Annotated in this window: 14 protein-coding genes; 5 read left to right on the forward strand and 9 right to left on the reverse strand. The window is 72.5% G+C overall.

Translation table 11 applies throughout. From position 1 onward, the window contains the following. Window positions 1–119: 119 nt before the first annotated feature. Entirely contained in the window at window positions 120–980 is an 861-nt protein-coding gene (gene folP / locus ACZ5SK_RS31325) for a dihydropteroate synthase (RefSeq protein WP_334577434.1), read from the forward strand. A gap of 27 nt (window positions 981–1,007) precedes the next feature. On the opposite strand, the gene ACZ5SK_RS31330 is transcribed toward folP, so the two are convergent. Both ACZ5SK_RS31330 and dapE read right to left on the reverse strand, forming a co-directional pair. Next, a complete protein-coding gene (locus ACZ5SK_RS31330) occupies window positions 1,008–1,766 on the reverse strand; it encodes an LOG family protein (protein WP_334577435.1) in 759 nt (252 codons plus the stop codon). Between the two features lie 111 nt (window positions 1,767–1,877). Further along, complete coding sequence (dapE, locus tag ACZ5SK_RS31335) at window positions 1,878–2,957, reverse strand: succinyl-diaminopimelate desuccinylase (RefSeq protein ID WP_334577436.1); 1,080 nt, start codon at window positions 2,955–2,957, stop codon at window positions 1,878–1,880. Window positions 2,958–3,053: 96 nt separating this feature from the next. Here dapE and ACZ5SK_RS31340 point away from each other — a divergent pair, with 96 nt between their 5' ends. Together ACZ5SK_RS31340 and ACZ5SK_RS31345 are read left to right on the forward strand one after the other, a co-directional pair. Next, window positions 3,054–4,076, forward strand: coding sequence for a heavy metal transporter (locus ACZ5SK_RS31340; RefSeq protein ID WP_468576749.1), 1,023 nt, complete (start codon window positions 3,054–3,056; stop codon window positions 4,074–4,076). A 319-nt stretch (window positions 4,077–4,395) separates the two neighbouring features. Then, window positions 4,396–4,845 carry an ATP-binding protein gene (locus ACZ5SK_RS31345; protein WP_361701380.1) on the forward strand — a complete coding sequence of 150 codons (450 nt, stop codon included), beginning with the start codon at window positions 4,396–4,398 and terminating at the stop codon, window positions 4,843–4,845. Between the two features lie 131 nt (window positions 4,846–4,976). Here ACZ5SK_RS31345 and ACZ5SK_RS31350 read toward each other — a convergent pair whose 3' ends face one another. Continuing rightward, the gene (locus ACZ5SK_RS31350; RefSeq protein ID WP_334577439.1) at window positions 4,977–6,074 is read right to left on the reverse strand and encodes a bifunctional succinyldiaminopimelate transaminase/glutamate-prephenate aminotransferase; all 1,098 of its coding nucleotides are present in this window, start codon (window positions 6,072–6,074) and stop codon (window positions 4,977–4,979) included. Between the two features lie 113 nt (window positions 6,075–6,187). Then, window positions 6,188–6,508 carry a ferredoxin gene (gene fdxA / locus ACZ5SK_RS31355; RefSeq protein ID WP_079659886.1) on the reverse strand — a complete coding sequence of 107 codons (321 nt, stop codon included), beginning with the start codon at window positions 6,506–6,508 and terminating at the stop codon, window positions 6,188–6,190. A gap of 140 nt (window positions 6,509–6,648) precedes the next feature. Here fdxA and ACZ5SK_RS31360 point away from each other — a divergent pair, with 140 nt between their 5' ends. Together ACZ5SK_RS31360 and ACZ5SK_RS31365 are read left to right on the forward strand one after the other, a co-directional pair. Next, window positions 6,649–7,680 carry a GNAT family N-acetyltransferase gene (locus ACZ5SK_RS31360; RefSeq protein ID WP_468576750.1) on the forward strand — a complete coding sequence of 344 codons (1,032 nt, stop codon included), beginning with the start codon at window positions 6,649–6,651 and terminating at the stop codon, window positions 7,678–7,680. After that, the gene (locus tag ACZ5SK_RS31365) at window positions 7,677–8,531 is read left to right on the forward strand and encodes a transglutaminase-like domain-containing protein (RefSeq protein WP_334577441.1); all 855 of its coding nucleotides are present in this window, start codon (window positions 7,677–7,679) and stop codon (window positions 8,529–8,531) included. Before ACZ5SK_RS31360 ends, ACZ5SK_RS31365 begins: the two co-directional genes overlap by 4 nt. Window positions 8,532–8,658: 127 nt before the next feature. Here the strand turns inward: ACZ5SK_RS31365 and ACZ5SK_RS31370 are convergent, their stop codons facing one another. The 5 genes from ACZ5SK_RS31370 to ACZ5SK_RS31390 form a co-directional block, all read right to left on the reverse strand. Next, window positions 8,659–9,276 (reverse strand): response regulator transcription factor, encoded by a 618-nt coding sequence (locus tag ACZ5SK_RS31370; protein WP_319674286.1) that lies wholly within the window; start codon window positions 9,274–9,276, stop codon window positions 8,659–8,661. Continuing rightward, window positions 9,273–10,472: a sensor histidine kinase gene (locus tag ACZ5SK_RS31375; protein ID WP_334581179.1), complete on the reverse strand. Its 1,200-nt coding sequence runs from the start codon at window positions 10,470–10,472 to the stop codon at window positions 9,273–9,275. Before ACZ5SK_RS31375 ends, ACZ5SK_RS31370 begins: the two co-directional genes overlap by 4 nt. A gap of 5 nt (window positions 10,473–10,477) precedes the next feature. Next, window positions 10,478–11,218, reverse strand: a complete 741-nt coding sequence (locus tag ACZ5SK_RS31380; RefSeq protein ID WP_079659890.1) for an ABC transporter permease — start codon at window positions 11,216–11,218, stop codon at window positions 10,478–10,480. After that, on the reverse strand, window positions 11,215–12,129 hold the full coding sequence (locus ACZ5SK_RS31385; protein WP_334577442.1) for an ABC transporter ATP-binding protein: 915 nt from the start codon (window positions 12,127–12,129) through the stop codon (window positions 11,215–11,217). Before ACZ5SK_RS31385 ends, ACZ5SK_RS31380 begins: the two co-directional genes overlap by 4 nt. Before the next feature lie 90 nt (window positions 12,130–12,219). Continuing rightward, window positions 12,220–14,811, reverse strand: a complete 2,592-nt coding sequence (locus ACZ5SK_RS31390) for a hypothetical protein (RefSeq protein WP_468576751.1) — start codon at window positions 14,809–14,811, stop codon at window positions 12,220–12,222. Window positions 14,812–14,853: the final 42 nt, after the last annotated feature.

The raw sequence follows: 14,853 nt of genomic DNA on the forward strand, positions 1-14,853 counted from the left end.
GGTCCCCACACTCGGTGTGCTCGGAGTGGATGTGTGTGGGTCCGATCGTGCCATGCGGGTCCGACAGCTAGGGTCGCAGACGGTGGATGTGCAGGCCGGACTAGGAGAGGTCACAGGGGATGCTCAGGCTGGGCAGGCGTGAATTCGGCGCGCACGAGCTGGTGATCATGGCGATCGTGAACCGCACCCCGGACTCCTTCTACGACCAGGGCGCGACCTTCCGTGACGAGCCGGCCCTCGCGCGCGTGGAGCAGGCGGTGTCGGAGGGCGCCGCCATCATCGACGTCGGCGGCGTGAAGGCCGGGCCCGGTGCCGAAGTGACGCCTCAGGAGGAGGCCAGGCGGACGGTCGGCTTCGTGGCCGAGGTGCGGCGGCGCTTCCCGGACGTGATCATCAGCGTGGACACCTGGCGGGCCGAGGTCGGGGAGGCGGTCTGCGAGGCGGGCGCGGATCTCCTGAACGACGCGTGGGGCGGCGTGGATCCGCGGCTGGCGGAGGTGGCGGCGCGGTACGGGGCCGGGCTGGTGTGCACGCACGCGGGGGGCGCCGAGCCGCGGACGCGTCCGCACCGGGTGACGTACGACGACGTCATGGCCGACATTCTGCGGGTGACGGTGGGGCTGGCGGAGCGGGCGGCGGGGCTGGGGGTGCCGAGGGAGTCGATCATGATCGATCCCGGGCACGACTTCGGGAAGAACACCCGGCACAGCCTGGAGGCGACCCGGCGGCTCGGGGAGATGGTGGAGACGGGGTGGCCCGTGCTGGTGTCCCTGTCGAACAAGGACTTCGTCGGGGAGACCCTGGACCGGCCGGTGAAGGAGCGGGTGGTGGGGACCCTGGCGACCACGGCCGTGTCGGCGTGGCTGGGGGCGCAGGTGTACCGGGTGCACGAGGTGGCGGAGACGCGGCAGGTGCTGGACATGGTGGCGTCGATCGCCGGCCACCGGGCTCCGGCGGTGGCGCGGCGGGGACTGGCGTGACCCCGCAGCGCTCACCGGGAACCGTCGTCAGCGGCCCGCCTCCTTGGACACCAGGGCCACCGCCTCCTCCACGTCGTCCGTGACATGGAAGAGCAGGAGGTCCTTGTGCGCCGCCTTGCCCTGGGCGACCAGGGTGTTCTGGAGCCAGTCGATCAGGCCGCCCCAGTACTCGGTGCCGAAGAGGACGATCGGGAAGCGGGTCACCTTCTGGGTCTGGACGAGGGTGAGGGCCTCGAAGAGTTCGTCGAGGGTGCCGAGGCCGCCGGGCAGGACCACGAAGCCCTGCGCGTACTTCACGAACATCATCTTCCGCACGAAGAAGTAACGGAAGTTCAGGCCGATGTCGACGTACGGGTTGAGGCCCTGCTCGAAGGGGAGCTCGATGCCGAGGCCGACGGAGACGCCGCCCGCCTGGCTCGCGCCCTTGTTGGCCGCCTCCATCGCGCCGGGGCCGCCGCCCGTGATCACGGCCCACCCGGCGTCGACGAGGGCGCCGCCCAGCCGTACGCCCGCCTCGTACTCCGCGGAGTCCACGGGGGTGCGGGCGGAGCCGAACACGCTGATGGCCGGGGGGAGTTCGGCGAGTGTGCCGAAGCCCTCGATGAACTCCGACTGGATGCGCAGGACCCGCCAGGGGTCGGTGTGAACCCAGTCCGAGGGAGCCCGTTCGTCCAGCAGCCGCTGGTCCGTGGTGCTCGCCTGCACCTGATCCCGCCTGCGGAGGACCGGTCCCAGGCGCTGCTCGTCCGGCGGCTGCTTCTTGCCCTCGGGGTTGCCTGTAGCCATGTGAGCTCCCTCCGCTTGCGGGTTGTTCCATCTCAGCGTAGATCTACGCGGGTTACGGGCGGGGGACGTCGGCGTGTCCGCCGTGATGTGTGGGCGGGCTGGTCCGGCGGATCAGGCCGTCAGCCAGGTCCGCAGGCGTTCCTCGCCCGCCAGGATCTTCGCCGTTTCCACGCGTTCGTCCCGCTTGTGCGCCAAGTGCGGGTTGCCGGGGCCGTAGTTGACGGCGGGGACGCCCAGGGCGGAGAAGCGGCTGACGTCCGTCCAGCCGTACTTGGGCATCGGGGTGCCGCCGACCGCCTTGATGAAGGCCGCCGCGGCCGGGTGGGACAGGCCCGGCAGGGCGGCGGGGCTGTGGTCGTCGACCACGAACTCCTCCACTCCGCAGTCGGCGAAGACCTCGCGGACGTGCGCTACGGCCTCCGCCTCGCTGCGGTCGGGCGCATAGCGGAAGTTGACGGTGACGACGCAGCTGTCGGGGATGACGTTGCCGGCCACTCCGCCGGTGATGCCGACCGCGTTGAGGCCCTCCCGGTACTCCAGACCGTCGATGACCGGGTAGCGCGGCTCGTACGAGGCCAGGCGGGCCAGGATCGGGGCCGCGGCGTGGATGGCGTTGGAGCCCATCCAGGAGCGCGCCGAGTGGGACCGCTCGCCCTTCGTCTTCAGCAGGACCCGCAGGGTGCCCTGGCAGCCGCCCTCCACCTGGCCGTCGGAGGGCTCCAGCAGCACCGCGAAGTCGCCCGCCAGCCACTCCGGGCGGTGCTCGGCCACGTGCCCCAGGCCGTTGAGGTCGGCCGCGACCTCTTCGTTGTCGTAGAAGACGAAGGTCAGGTCGCGGTTGGGGGCCGGTACCGTCGCCGCGATGCGCAGCTGGACCGCGACGCCCGCCTTCATGTCGCAGGTGCCGCAGCCCCACAGGACCCCGTCCTCGTCCAGGCGCGAGGGGACGTTGTCGGCGATCGGGACGGTGTCGATGTGCCCGGCGAGGACCACGCGCTCGGCGCGGCCCAGGTTGGTGCGGGCGACCACGTTGTTGCCGTAGCGGTCCACCGTCAGGTGGGGCAGCGCGCGCAGGGCGGTCTCGACGGCGTCCGCGAGGGGCTTCTCGGTGCCGCTCTCGGAGGGGAAGTCCACGAGCTGTGCGGTGAGGAGCGCGGCGTCCAGCGTGAGGTCAAGCGGGGTGTCGGCCATGCCGTCGACCCTAACGCGCCAGTCGGCCGTTCCGCTGTCGCCCGCTGTTGCCCGCTGTGCGCACCTGCCTCCTACTCCTCAGTACTCTCCAGTACCTTGTACGCGTGCCAGAGCCGTCCCCCCTCCCCCAAGCGCCGCGGCCGCCTCCTCCGTTTCGGGGCGGCCTGCGCGGTCCTGTCCGCCGTCGCGGGTTACGTCGTGGTGCAGTACGTCACCGGCGGCACCGGCGATCCGGGCTGCAGAGTCGTTTCCGGCGACGCGAACGGGACGAGTTACGAGTTCACGCCCGAGCAGGCGGTGAACGCGGCCACGATCGCCGCCGTCGGCACCGACCGGGCCATGCCCGAGCGGGCCGTGGCGATCGCGCTCGCGACCGCCATCCAGGAGTCGGGGCTGCGCAACCTCACGCACGGCGACCGTGATTCGCTCGGCCTGTTCCAGCAGCGGCCCTCGCAGGGCTGGGGCACCGAGCAGCAGGTCACGGACCCGGCGTACGCGGCGAACATCTTCTACGAGCACCTCGCCAAGGTGCGCGGCTACACCGACCTCCCGCTGACCGTGGCCGCGCAGCGCGTGCAGCGCAGCGGCTACCCGGAGGCGTACGCCAAGCACGAGCCGGACGCCACGGTGCTGGCCGCCGCGCTGACCGGGACGTCGGCGGCTGCGCTGACCTGCGACGGCCGGGCGGGCGCCACGACCACCACGGGCCCGGCCGCGGTGCGGGCGGCGCTGGCCCGGGACTTCGGGCGGGTCGCGCGCCAGGAGGCGAGTGCGGCGAAATCCGACTCCGCCGCCGGGGGCGCCTCGACGGCCGGTGCCAAGACCCCGGTCATGGAGACCAGCGGGCGGACCGTGACGCTGCCCGTGTCCGAGGACACCACCGGCGGTGGGCGCAGTGCCGGCGAGTGCGGATGGCAACTGGCTCACTGGGCGGTGGCCAACGCCTCGGCCCTGCGCATCGAGCGCGTCTCCTACGCGGGCCGGGAGTGGGTCTCCGGCAACACCGACAGCAAGTGGCGGGCGATCGGTGCGACCAGCGCGGAGGCCGCCGGGACGTCCGGCGGGGCCTCGGGGGCGGGCGGCGACACCGGCAGCGTGCGGATCCTCACCGCTCAGTAGTACGGGTCCTCACCCGTCCGGGTCGTGTGCGGGCCGTTCGGACGGGCGGGTGCTCAGGTTTTCGCGCCGTCACCCCCGCGTGGCGCGAAACCCTTGAGGACAAAGGGATTCAAGGGTTTGGCGGACTTTCACATCGGGCGGTTTTTGCCCGTTTTTATCCGCAGCCGATAATGCGACGCATTGCCAACTCTTTACGTCGGCGGTGCGCAACCTTCGCGGGCTTCGAGCGGTAGTCACTGCGTCCGGGCCCGGACAGACAGACAGCCAGTCAGTGCATCAGTCACAGACAGTTCTTGTTCTCTCCCGTCGAAGGAGCATCATGTCCCTCCCCCTGACCCGCCGGATCGCCCGTGCCGCGCTGCTCGTCGCTGCAGGAGCGGCCGCCGGGGTCGGTGCGGCCGGCTCCGCCAGTGCGGCCCCCAGCCTTCCCGCCGCTCCGAACCTCGGCGGACTGACCGCCCTGGACACGGCGAACGTCGGCAACACGGTCGACGGCGCGACGCAGCACGTCACCGGGCTCGCGGGTGAGACCGGCGGCAAGGCCGTCAAGCAGGCGGTGCCGGCCGCGGCCAAGACCGGCGGCAAGGCCGTGAAGAAGGCGGCGCCGGTGGCGCAGAAGACGGCAGGCGAGGCGGCGGGCTCCGCCGAGGGCCTCCTCGGGGACACCGCCTCGACCGCCACGAAGGGCGGGCTGCCGACGGACTCGCTCACCAAGGGTGGGCTGCCGGGTGCCGAGACCCTGCCGGTGAAGAGCCTGCCGCTGGGTTAAGTCGCCCGCACAACAGCGAGAAGGGACCCGGGGCTGCCCCGGGTCCCTTCTCGTTGCCCGTCGGCCGCGGGCCGGTGGGGGCTGTTCGCGCCCACGCGGCGGAGCCGCACATCGATACAGCCCCGCGCCCCTCAGGCCAGTCGTTCCACCGCTGCTCGAACGCGCTCGTCCGTCGCCGTCAACGCCACACGGACGAACTGCTCGCCCGCCGTGCCGTAGAAGTCGCCGGGGGCGACCAGGATGCCTCGGTCCGCCAGGTGGGCGACCGTGGTCCAGCAGGACTCGTCCTTGGTGGCCCAGAGGTAGAGGCTGGCCTCGCTGTGTTCGATGCGGAAGCCGTGCCCGATCAGCGCCGCCCGCAGGGACTCGCGACGGGCCGCGTAGCGCTCGCGCTGTTCACGGACGTGGACGTCGTCGCCGAGGGCCGCCACGACCGCCGCCTGGGTGGGCGCCGGCGTCATCATGCCGCCGTGCTTGCGGATCTCCAGCAGCGGGCCGAGGACGGCCGGGTCGCCGGCCAGGAAGGCCGCCCGGTAGCCGGCCAGGTTGGACCGCTTGGAGAGGGAGTGCACGGAGACGATGCCCTCGTACGAGCCGCCGTTGACGTCGGGGTGGAGGACCGAGACCGGGTCGGCCTCCCAGCCCAGCTCCAGGTAGCACTCGTCGGAGAAGAGCAGGATGCCGTGCTCGCGGGCCCACGCGACGATCCGCGTCAGCTCCTCCTTGCCCAGCACTCGGCCCGTCGGGTTCGACGGCGAGTTGAGCCAGAGCAGCTTCAGGCCGTCGGGGTCCAGGGTCGTCGGGTCGTCGTAGACCTCGTGGTCGGCGCGGGCCAGGCGGGCGCCGACCTCGTACGTCGGGTAGGCCAGGCGCGGGTGGGCCACGCGGTCGCCGGGGCCGAGACCCAGCTGGGTCGGCAGCCAGGCCACGAGCTCCTTGGAGCCGACGATCGGCAGGACATGGCGGTGGGTGACCTCGCGGGCGCCCAGCCGGCGCTCCAGCCAGCCGGTGATCGCGTCGCGCAGCGCCGGGGTGCCCCACACCGTGGGATAGCCCGGGGAGTCCGCCGCGTCGATCAGCGCCTTCTGGATCAGGTCGGGCACCGGGTCGACCGGGGTGCCGACGGAGAGGTCGACGATGCCGTCCGGGTGCGCTGCGGCCGTCTTCTTGTACGGCTCCAGCTTGTCCCAGGGGAAGGTGGGCAGGCGGTCGGAGACTACGGAGGACACGGTTACTGGCTCACTTTCGTACGTACGGCAAACGCCTCGGTCCCGTACGGCGATCGGGCGTGATCAGGCCGTACGGGACCGAGGCGGCGCGTTGTGCGGGCCGCTGGTGCGGATTACTCGGCCTGCGGCGGCAGCGCGGCGACGAAGGGGTGGTCGCGCTCGATCAGACCCAGCTTGCTGGCGCCGCCGGGCGAGCCGAGGTCGTCGAAGAACTCGACGTTCGCCTTGTAGTAGTCCTTCCACTCCTCCGGAGTGTCGTCCTCGTAGAAGATCGCCTCGACCGGGCAGACCGGTTCACAGGCGCCGCAGTCGACGCATTCGTCCGGGTGGATGTACAAGGACCGCTGGCCCTCGTAGATACAGTCGACCGGGCACTCTTCGATGCACGCCTTGTCCTTCACGTCGACACAAGGCTGCGCGATGACGTAGGTCACGCTGTCGTTCCTCCTCGATAGGGCGCTGGCGGGCCTCCTCAGGCTCCGCCGCCTGGCGCGCGGGAGCGCGGCGTCGTCGATGCCCGCCCCTAGTATCTCCGTTCTTGGCCATGATCCGAACAGGAGGGGTGAACTGACCAGTGGGAATATCGTCCGCCGGACGCCTTGAGGTCCGCATCACCACTGCTGACGTGGGAAAACGTGTCTCCGTTCGATGCCTGACCAGCCCTGGGGTAACCGAGGGGAAATTCACCGACACGGTGGGTGTTCTCACATCATGGGACGCCGGTGTGCTCACGATCACACGGAAGAGCGGGGAGACCGCCCTGATTGACGAGTCCTCGCTGGTCGCCGGGAAGGTCGTGCCGGCCGCACCGGCCCGGCGCCGGGGGCCCGCCGCCTCCTACGAGGAGCTCGCCCGGGTCGCGGCGCGGGCGTGGCGTCCCGTGGAGAGCGAGCGGCTCGGTGAGTGGGAGCTGCGGGCCGCCGCCGGGTTCACACGGCGCGCCAACTCGGTGCTGCCGCTCGGCGACCCGGGCGTGTCGCTCGACGCGGCCCTGGACACCGTACGGCGCTGGTACGGCGAGCGCGGGCTGCCCGCCTATGTGCAGACGGCGACGGGGGCCGAGGGCGCCCAGGAGCTGCTGTGCGCGGAGCTGGAGCGGCGGGGGTGGGTGCGTGAGGTGACGGCGGAGCTGTGGGTGGGCGCGCTGGCGCCGGTCGCGGACCGGGCGGACGCTGAGGGTGTGGCGCTGGCCCGGGAGGCCGACGAGGCCTGGCTGGCGCGGTACCAGCGCAAGGGGGTGAGCGAGGTGGCCCTGAAGGTGCTGGGGGCCGGGCCGTCGGTGTGGTTCGCCTCCGTGCCCGGCGCGTCCGGCGCTGCTCCGGCCGCGATCGGGCGGCTGGTCGTGGACGGGCGGTGGGCCGGGTTCGCCGCCGTCGAGGTCGATCCGGCGCAGCGGCGCAAGGGCCTCGCCACGACCGTGATGGGCGCGCTGGCCCGGCGGGCGCTGGAGGAGGGGGCGTCGGCGGCCTGGCTGCAGGTGGAGACGGAGAACGCGGCGGCGCGGGCGATGTACGCCGGGCTGGGCTTCGGCGCGCACCACGCGTACCACCACTATCGAGAACCCTCGCAGGAGTCGTCGCTGGAGTCGCCGCTGGAGTCGTCGTGAGCGGGTTCGAGGCCGGGTTCGACTTCGGTGAGGTGCGGCGGCGGTTCGCCGAGGAGGCGCGGGCCGAGCGGCCCGATCTGGCCCTGCTGTGCCTGCTGATCGGCGCGGCGGCCGACCCGCAGCTGGACGAGGCCGGTCTGGACGCCGCCCAGATCGAGCTGGACCGGCTGGCGGGGCAGCTGCCGTACCGGCCGGGCGGTCCCCGGGCGTGGGCGGTGGCGCTGCGGGAGCTGCTCGGCGAGGGGTACGGGTTCGCCGGCTCCGCCGCGGACTACGACCGGCTGGAGTCGTCGCTGCTGCACCAGGTGCTGGTACGGCGGCGGGGGCTGCCGATCCTGCTGTCGGTGGTGTGGGTGGAGGTGGCGCGGCGGGCCGGGGCGCCGGTGTACGGGGTCGCGCTGCCGGGGCACTTCGTGGTGGGGTTCGGGCCGCCCACGGACCTCGAACGGCAGGTGCTCGTCGATCCCTTCGACGGAGGGCGGGTGCTGTCGGGCGGCGACGCGGAGCTGCTCGTCGCCGGGGCGACGGGGGCGCCTCTGGAGCCGTCCATGTTGACGCCGGCCGAGCCGTTGGAGGTGGTGACGCGGATTCTGAACAACATCCGGTCATGGGCCGCGGCGCGCCCGGAGCGGTCGGATGTCGCCCTGTGGGCCGTGGAGCTGGCGTTGGCGGTGCCCTCGCATCCGGCCAGATTGCGGTACGAGAAGGGGCAGTTGCTGGTACGGCGGGGGGATTTCCTGGGCGGAGCCGCGGAGTTGGAGGAGTACGCGGGGCTGGTGGAGGTCGTGGACGAGGAGGCCGCGGAGCGGGTGCGCAAGGAGGCGTTCGCTGCGCGGGCGATGCTGAACTGATGCCTCAGCGCTGTGGGGGTTCTGCCGTCGTGCTAGTGCCGGCACGTTGTGGCTGGTCGCGCAGTTCCCCGCGCCCCTAGGTGTACTGCTCCTGGCGTTGCTTACACGGCCCCCCGCAACTCGGGCTTTACAGCCAGCCCTTCTCTCTTGCGGTTCTTACCGCCTCCGCCCTGTTGCGTACCGCGAGTTTCTGGATTGCCGTGGAGAGGTAGTTGCGGACCGTGCCCTGGGAGAGGTGCAGGGCCGCCGCCAGTTCCGCGTTGGTCGAGCCGTCGGCCGCCGCGCGCAGGACCTCGCGTTCGCGGTCGGTCAGCGGGTTGGCGCCCCCGGCCAGGGCCGCTGCCGCGAGCGTGGGGTCGATGACCCGCTCGCCCGCCAGGACCTTGCGGACCGCCTCCGCGAGCTGCGCGGCGGGGGCGTCCTTGACGAGGAAGGCGTCGGCGCCGGCCTCCATGGCGCTGCGCAGGTAGCCGGGGCGGCCGAAGGTCGTGAGGACGACCAGCTTCAGCCCCGGGAGTTCCTTGTGGAGTTGGGCCGCGGCCTCGATGCCGGTGCAGCCCGGCATCTCGATGTCGAGGAGCGCCACGTCGACGTCGTGGGCGTGGGCGGCCGCGAGGACCTCGTCGCCGCGGGCCACCTGGGCGACCACCTCGATGTCGTCCTCCAGGCCGAGCAGGGCCGCCAGGGCCTCGCGGACCATCGACTGGTCCTCGGCCAGGAGGACCTTGATCGTGCCACCACTCATGTGCGGGATCCTACGGGGGCCACAGGTCCTGCCGGGACCCGGGCGGTCAGCCGGAAGCCGTGCTTGACCCGGCCCGCCTCCAGGGTGCCGCCCGCCTTCTCCAGGCGTTCCGTCAGACCGGTGAGGCCGTTGCCGGGGCCCTTGCCCGAGCCGCCGGGGCCGTCGTCCTCGACGGAGAGCTCGACGACGGGGCCGTCGAGGGTCTGGCGGCGCACCAAATCCACCGTGCAGCGGGCGGCGCCGCTATGGCGTACGACGTTGGTGATCGCCTCGCGCAGGGCCCAGGCGAGCGCGGACTCGGTGTCCTCGGGGACGCCGTCGAGGTCCGGTTCGGCCGGGATCGCCCCGGTGATGCCGGCGGCCGTCAACGCGACCTGAGCGCCCGCGAGTTCGGCGGCCAGACGGGGGCGCCGGTAGCCGGTGACGGCCTCGCGGACGTCGACGAGGGCCTGGCGGCTGACCTGTTCGATGTCGGCGACCTGCTGGGCCGCCTTGTCGGGGTGGTCGGGGAGCATCCGGCCGGCCAGCTCGCTCTTGAGGGTGATGAGGGAGAGGGAGTGGCCGAGGAGGTCGTGCAGGTCTCTGGCCAGGCGCAGCCGTTCCTCGTTCGCGGCGAGTTGGGCGACCGTGGCGCGGGCCTTGCGCAACTCCACCGTGGTGCGGACGAGTTGGCTGACGCCCGTCATCGCGAAGCCGATGAGCACGACCAGCAGGAGGAGGTTGAGCGCCTCCTCCTCGTCGGTGCGCAGGCCGACGAGGAGCAGCAGCGCGCCCGTGCCCGGGATCGTCCACAGCGCCACCTGCACCGGGAGCACCATCCCGCAGGCCACGGAGACGTAGCAGTACATGCCGAGCCATGAGGAGCCGAGGGTGAGGCCGAGGACGGTCGCGAGCACCGCCATCGCGGCGATGAGACCGGCGACGAGCTTCGTCGGATAGGGAGTCGCCCCCATGTCCCGGAACAGCAGCGACAGGTAGAGGGCGACGAACACGGCCAGGCCCACCCAGCCGGCGACCGTGCCGCCGGTGGTGTGGTGGCCGGAGAGGAGGTCGTGGACCGGCGAGCTGAGGAACACCAGCCAGACGCCGATCCACAGCAGTTTGCGCCGCCACAGCTCACGCCGGTTGCGGGCCACCTGGCCCAGCGGGATCAGCGGCCGCCGCCGGGCCTCCTCGGACAGGTGGTAGTCCGTCATGGCACTCACGCCTTCAGCGTGTCCTTCCGGTACAGCCAGGCCGCGCCGCCCGTGAACAGGGCGAAGAAGACGACCAGGATGACGATGTCCTTGGCATGCGGGGCCTGGCTCTGTTCGATCGCCTGCCCCAGGGCAGCGTACGCGTGCGTGGGCACCCACTTGGCGATGTCCTGCAGCCAGGTCGGGAAGGTCGTCGTGGGCATCCACAGTCCCCCCAGGATCGACAGGCCGAAGTAGGTGATCATCGTGATCGGGCGGACCGCGTCCCCGTTCGCGAGGTAGCCGATCGCCACGCCCAGGGCGGCGAAGACGAGGCTGCCGGCCCAGATGGAGCCGGTCAGCGCCAGCCACTGCCAGGCGTCCAGCCGTACGTCCTTCACGACCGCGGCGACGGCGAAGACCACGACGATGGACGGGAGGCTGACCACGGCGGCGCTCGCGGTCTTCGCCAGGACGTAGCCGCGGCCGGGGAGGGTGGTCAGGCGCAGTTGCCGTACCCAGCCGCTCTGGCGTTCCTTGGCGATGCGCTCGCTGTTGCCCATCAGGACGGCCGTGAGGGCGCCGAAGGAGGCCATCGAGACCATCATGTAGGTCGGGAGGGTGAGGCCGGTGCCGTCGATCTTCTGCGTGCTGTCGGAGCTGCCCGCGATGAGCAGGAACAGGACCGACGGGTAGATCACCGAGAAGAACAGGAACTTGCGGTTGCGCAGGGCGCGGATGAGTTCCAGCTTGATCAGGCCGTTCACTTCGACTTCGCCTCCTCGGCGGTGGTGAGGGCCACGAAGGCCTGCTCCAGGCCGAGCCCGGCGACTTCGAGGTTGCGGGGGTAGAGGCCGAGGCCGTAGACCGCGTGGACGGTGGCGTCGGCGTCGGCGGACTGGATGCGGACGGTCCGGCCGGATACGTCGATCGTCGTCAGGAAGGGCAGGGCGCGCAGGGCGGCCTCGTCGATGTCGCCCTCCAGGTCGAAGGCGATCCTGCGGGCGCCGGCCTTGGCCTTGATCTCGGCCGCGGTGCCGTCGGCCAGGAGGCGGCCCCGGTGCAGGACCAGGACGCGGTCGGCTATGGCGTCGGCCTCTTCGAGGTAGTGGGTGGCGAACAGGACCGTGCGGCCCTGGTCGGCCTGCTCGCGCATGGTGGCCCAGAACGCCTGCCGGGTGGTGACGTCCATGCCGGTGGTGGGCTCGTCCAGGACGATCAGGTCGCTGTCGCCTGCGGTGGCGAGGGCGAACCGGACCCGCTGGGCCTGGCCGCCGGAGAGCTTGTCGACCTTGCGGTCGGCGATCTGGGTGACGCCGGCCCGGGCCAGCACGTCGGCGGGCCGGTACGGCTTGGGGTGCAGGGCGCAGGCGAGCCGGACCAGCTCGGCGACCGTGACCTCGTCCATCAGGCCGCCGCTCTGCAGCATCGCGCCCACGCGGCCGGCGACGATCGCCTCGCGCGGGGTGGTGCCGAAGAGGCGGACGGCGCCGCTGTCGGCGTGCTTGAGGCCGAGCAGCAGGTCGAGGGTGGTGGACTTGCCCGCCCCGTTGGGGCCGAGCAGCGCCACGGTCTCCCCCGGGCGCAGGGTGAGGCTGAGGCCGTCCACGGCCCGCACCTCACCGAAACTCTTGCTCACCTGGTCGAACCCGACCACCGGCGCTGTCGTCGTCGTCATGACGGCAATCGTCGCGCCGGGGGGCGGGCGGGCGGCAGTGTCGGCCGTCCGCAGTGCCGCATGACAGATGTCATACGGCACTGCGTCGGGTCAGCTGGGGTTCGTCTCGATGATCGCGGTCCGGTTCGTCTCGCTCTTCAGGGCCGGGCGCAGGGCGCCGATGACGTCCTGGACCGTGACGGGAGTCTTCTGACCGGTGCCGCGGGTGATCAGCACCGTGTCGAAGGTGCTGCCGTACAGCTCCTTCAGGGCGGTCTGGTCGTAGCTCTCGACGAGCTTGCCGTTGATCGCCTTGACCTGGAGGAACTTCCACAGCGAGTTCTTCGGGCTGAAGGAGATCCGGTGCACGCCGTCCTTGGTCTGGAGGGTGACCTTGCCGGACATCGCCGGTTCGGCGAACTCCTTCATCATGCGGTCGACCTCGGCGTTGGACACCGTGGGCTGCCTGGTCGTCGTCGGCACGATCACCGGGGTGGTCGTGCCGGTCTCGACCTGGCTGCGGTAGGCGTCGACCACGGCCGACTCGGCCTTCGACGCGTCGATGCCCTTGCCCGCCTTGCCGTAGACGGCGACGGCCTTGCCGGACTCGAACTTGATCGTGCCGTCGGTGGCGGAGCCGGAGCCGCCCGCCGCGCTCTCCAGAGCGGCCTGGAGCTTCTCCTCGTCGACCGGCATCGCGGGCTCGACCTCACGGTGCTGCCCGAACAGCGAGCCGATCACGGAGACGGGGTTGTAGTCGCTCTTGGCGGCGTCGTCGACCGTGGCCTGCATGTCGAACTGCAGGCCCGACTGGTCCGGCTTGAGGGTGACGGTGCCGCCGCCGACGGACAGCTTCAGCGGCTGGGCGACCCGCTTGTCGAAGGCGTCGTCGAGCTTCTTGACGGCGTCGTCGCGGGTGCCGCCGCCGATGTCGACGCCGAGCACGGTGGTGCCCTTGGGCACGTCGGAGTGGTTCATCAGCAGGCCGGCGCCGTAGAGACCGACGCCCGCGACGACCACCAGGCCGCCCAGCAGGGGCAGCTTGCTGCGGCCCTTCTTCTTTTTCTTCTTCTTGGAGTCGCCGCCCCCGGACGCGCTCTGCGGGACCGTGGCCGTCCCGTTCGGCGGGGTGTGCGGCACCGGCCCGTCGGCGCGCGTGGCGCCGCCGCCCGGCCCGCCGGAGGGCACGACGGGGATGCCGCTGGTGACGGTGTGCCCCGAGACGTTGTCGACGGGCCTGCCGCCGTAGCCGCCCGCGCCCGGTTCGGGGGCGGGCTTCTGCGGGGTGAGGATCGCGGTGTCGTCGCTCAGTCCCCCACCGGGGAGCCGACCGGTGCCGGCACCGACACCGGGTCCGCCAGGAGCGCCGGGCCCACCGGGAGCGCCGGGAGCGCCGGGGGCTCCAGGGGCGGTGGAACGCGGGCCGCCGGGGCCGCCGCGGCCTCGGGGGCCGTTGGGGTGGCCAGGGCCGCCAGGGCCGCCGGGCGCGGTCGGCGCGCCGGGCACGCGGGTCCCGCCGGGGGCGCCCGCAGCGCCGATCGCGCCGCCGCCCATCGGGGGGATCATCGGGCCGTCGCCGGTGACCGGGCCGCCGGTCGGGCCCGCGGGACCGCCCTGCGGGCCGCCCAGGCCGCCGTGACCGCCGGGTCCGTCCGGCCCGTTGAAGTCGTACGAGCCACCGGGACCGGCCGGGAAGCCGCCCTGCCCGTTCTGGTTGCCGTGCCCGTTCTGGTGGCTCTGGCCGTTCTGGCCGTTGTCGGAGAAGTACGGCAGGTTGTCGCGACGCGACTCGGCGCCGCCACCCTGCTGCCCTGGCCCCTGACCCTGCGGGAGCTGGCCCTGGCCCTGGGGAAGCTGGCCCTGGCCCTGCGGGAGCTGCCCCTGACCAGGGGTCTGGCTCTGAGCCGGTGCCTGGCCCGGGCGGGAGCCGTTGCCCAGGGGGCCCGCGGCGAGCGCCTCGGTCACGTCGAAGGAGCCCGTGCCGCCGCCGTGTCCCGGAGCCACGGGACCACCGGTGGCGCCGCCGGGCAGCCCCGCGCCGTTGGTGCCGCCGGAGCGGGCGCCGCCGGGCACGCTCATGGAGCCGACCACGCCACCGGGACGCCCGGCGCCCGGCCGCGCGCCGCCGGGCGCGCCGGCAGCGGGGCCCTGTGGGCTGCTGCTCGCGGGCGCACTCGTCCCGGCGGCCGAACCGCCCGGCAGACCGGCTCCGTTGGTGGAGCCGCCGCCCTGACCGCCCTTGGCGGGTCCGGACTTGCGTGGCGCGAACCAGTCGCTCGTCTTCTCGTCGGCGCCGGGCACGGGTTCTGCGGGCAGCTCGAACGAGGCGGTCTCCGACGCGACGGAACCGACGGACCCGACGGGGCCCGCGGGAGCCGCCGACTGCGTGTCGGGGCCCGTGCGGGCACGTCTGTTGGGACTGCCGTCGCCCGCGCCCGCGTTCGCGCTCTCGGCGTCCGCGACGGGTTTACGCACGACGACCGGCGGAATCGGCCGCGATCCGGGGATGTTGATGCGGATCCGCGTCGTCAGCGTGGTCTCGGTCTTACGGTCCTCCGGCTGCGCGGCCGAACGGCCCGCGTCAGCACCGCCGTCGGACACCACAGGGGTGCCGTACGGCGGCGTGCCCGAGGGGTATGCGGCTCCGCCGCGCCCGTTGGACCCGTTGGGCCCGGAGGACGGACTGTCAGTTTCACGACTCAAGGCAGGTTCTCCAGGTTGGCTCCGCCGCCCGCCACGACCTCA

The sequence above is a fragment of the Streptomyces sp. NPDC031474 genome (assembly GCF_055581185.1).

Coding starts and splice junctions, on each gene's coding strand:
- folP (WP_334577434.1), top strand. CDS start 120: ATGCTCAGGCTGGGCAGGCGTGAATTCGGCGCGCACGAGCTGGTGATC.
- ACZ5SK_RS31330 (WP_334577435.1), bottom strand. CDS start 1,766: ATGGCTACAGGCAACCCCGAGGGCAAGAAGCAGCCGCCGGACGAGCAG.
- dapE (WP_334577436.1), bottom strand. CDS start 2,957: ATGGCCGACACCCCGCTTGACCTCACGCTGGACGCCGCGCTCCTCACC.
- ACZ5SK_RS31345 (WP_361701380.1), top strand. CDS start 4,396: ATGTCCCTCCCCCTGACCCGCCGGATCGCCCGTGCCGCGCTGCTCGTC.
- ACZ5SK_RS31370 (WP_319674286.1), bottom strand. CDS start 9,276: ATGAGTGGTGGCACGATCAAGGTCCTCCTGGCCGAGGACCAGTCGATG.
- ACZ5SK_RS31375 (WP_334581179.1), bottom strand. CDS start 10,472: ATGACGGACTACCACCTGTCCGAGGAGGCCCGGCGGCGGCCGCTGATC.
- ACZ5SK_RS31385 (WP_334577442.1), bottom strand. CDS start 12,129: ATGACGACGACGACAGCGCCGGTGGTCGGGTTCGACCAGGTGAGCAAG.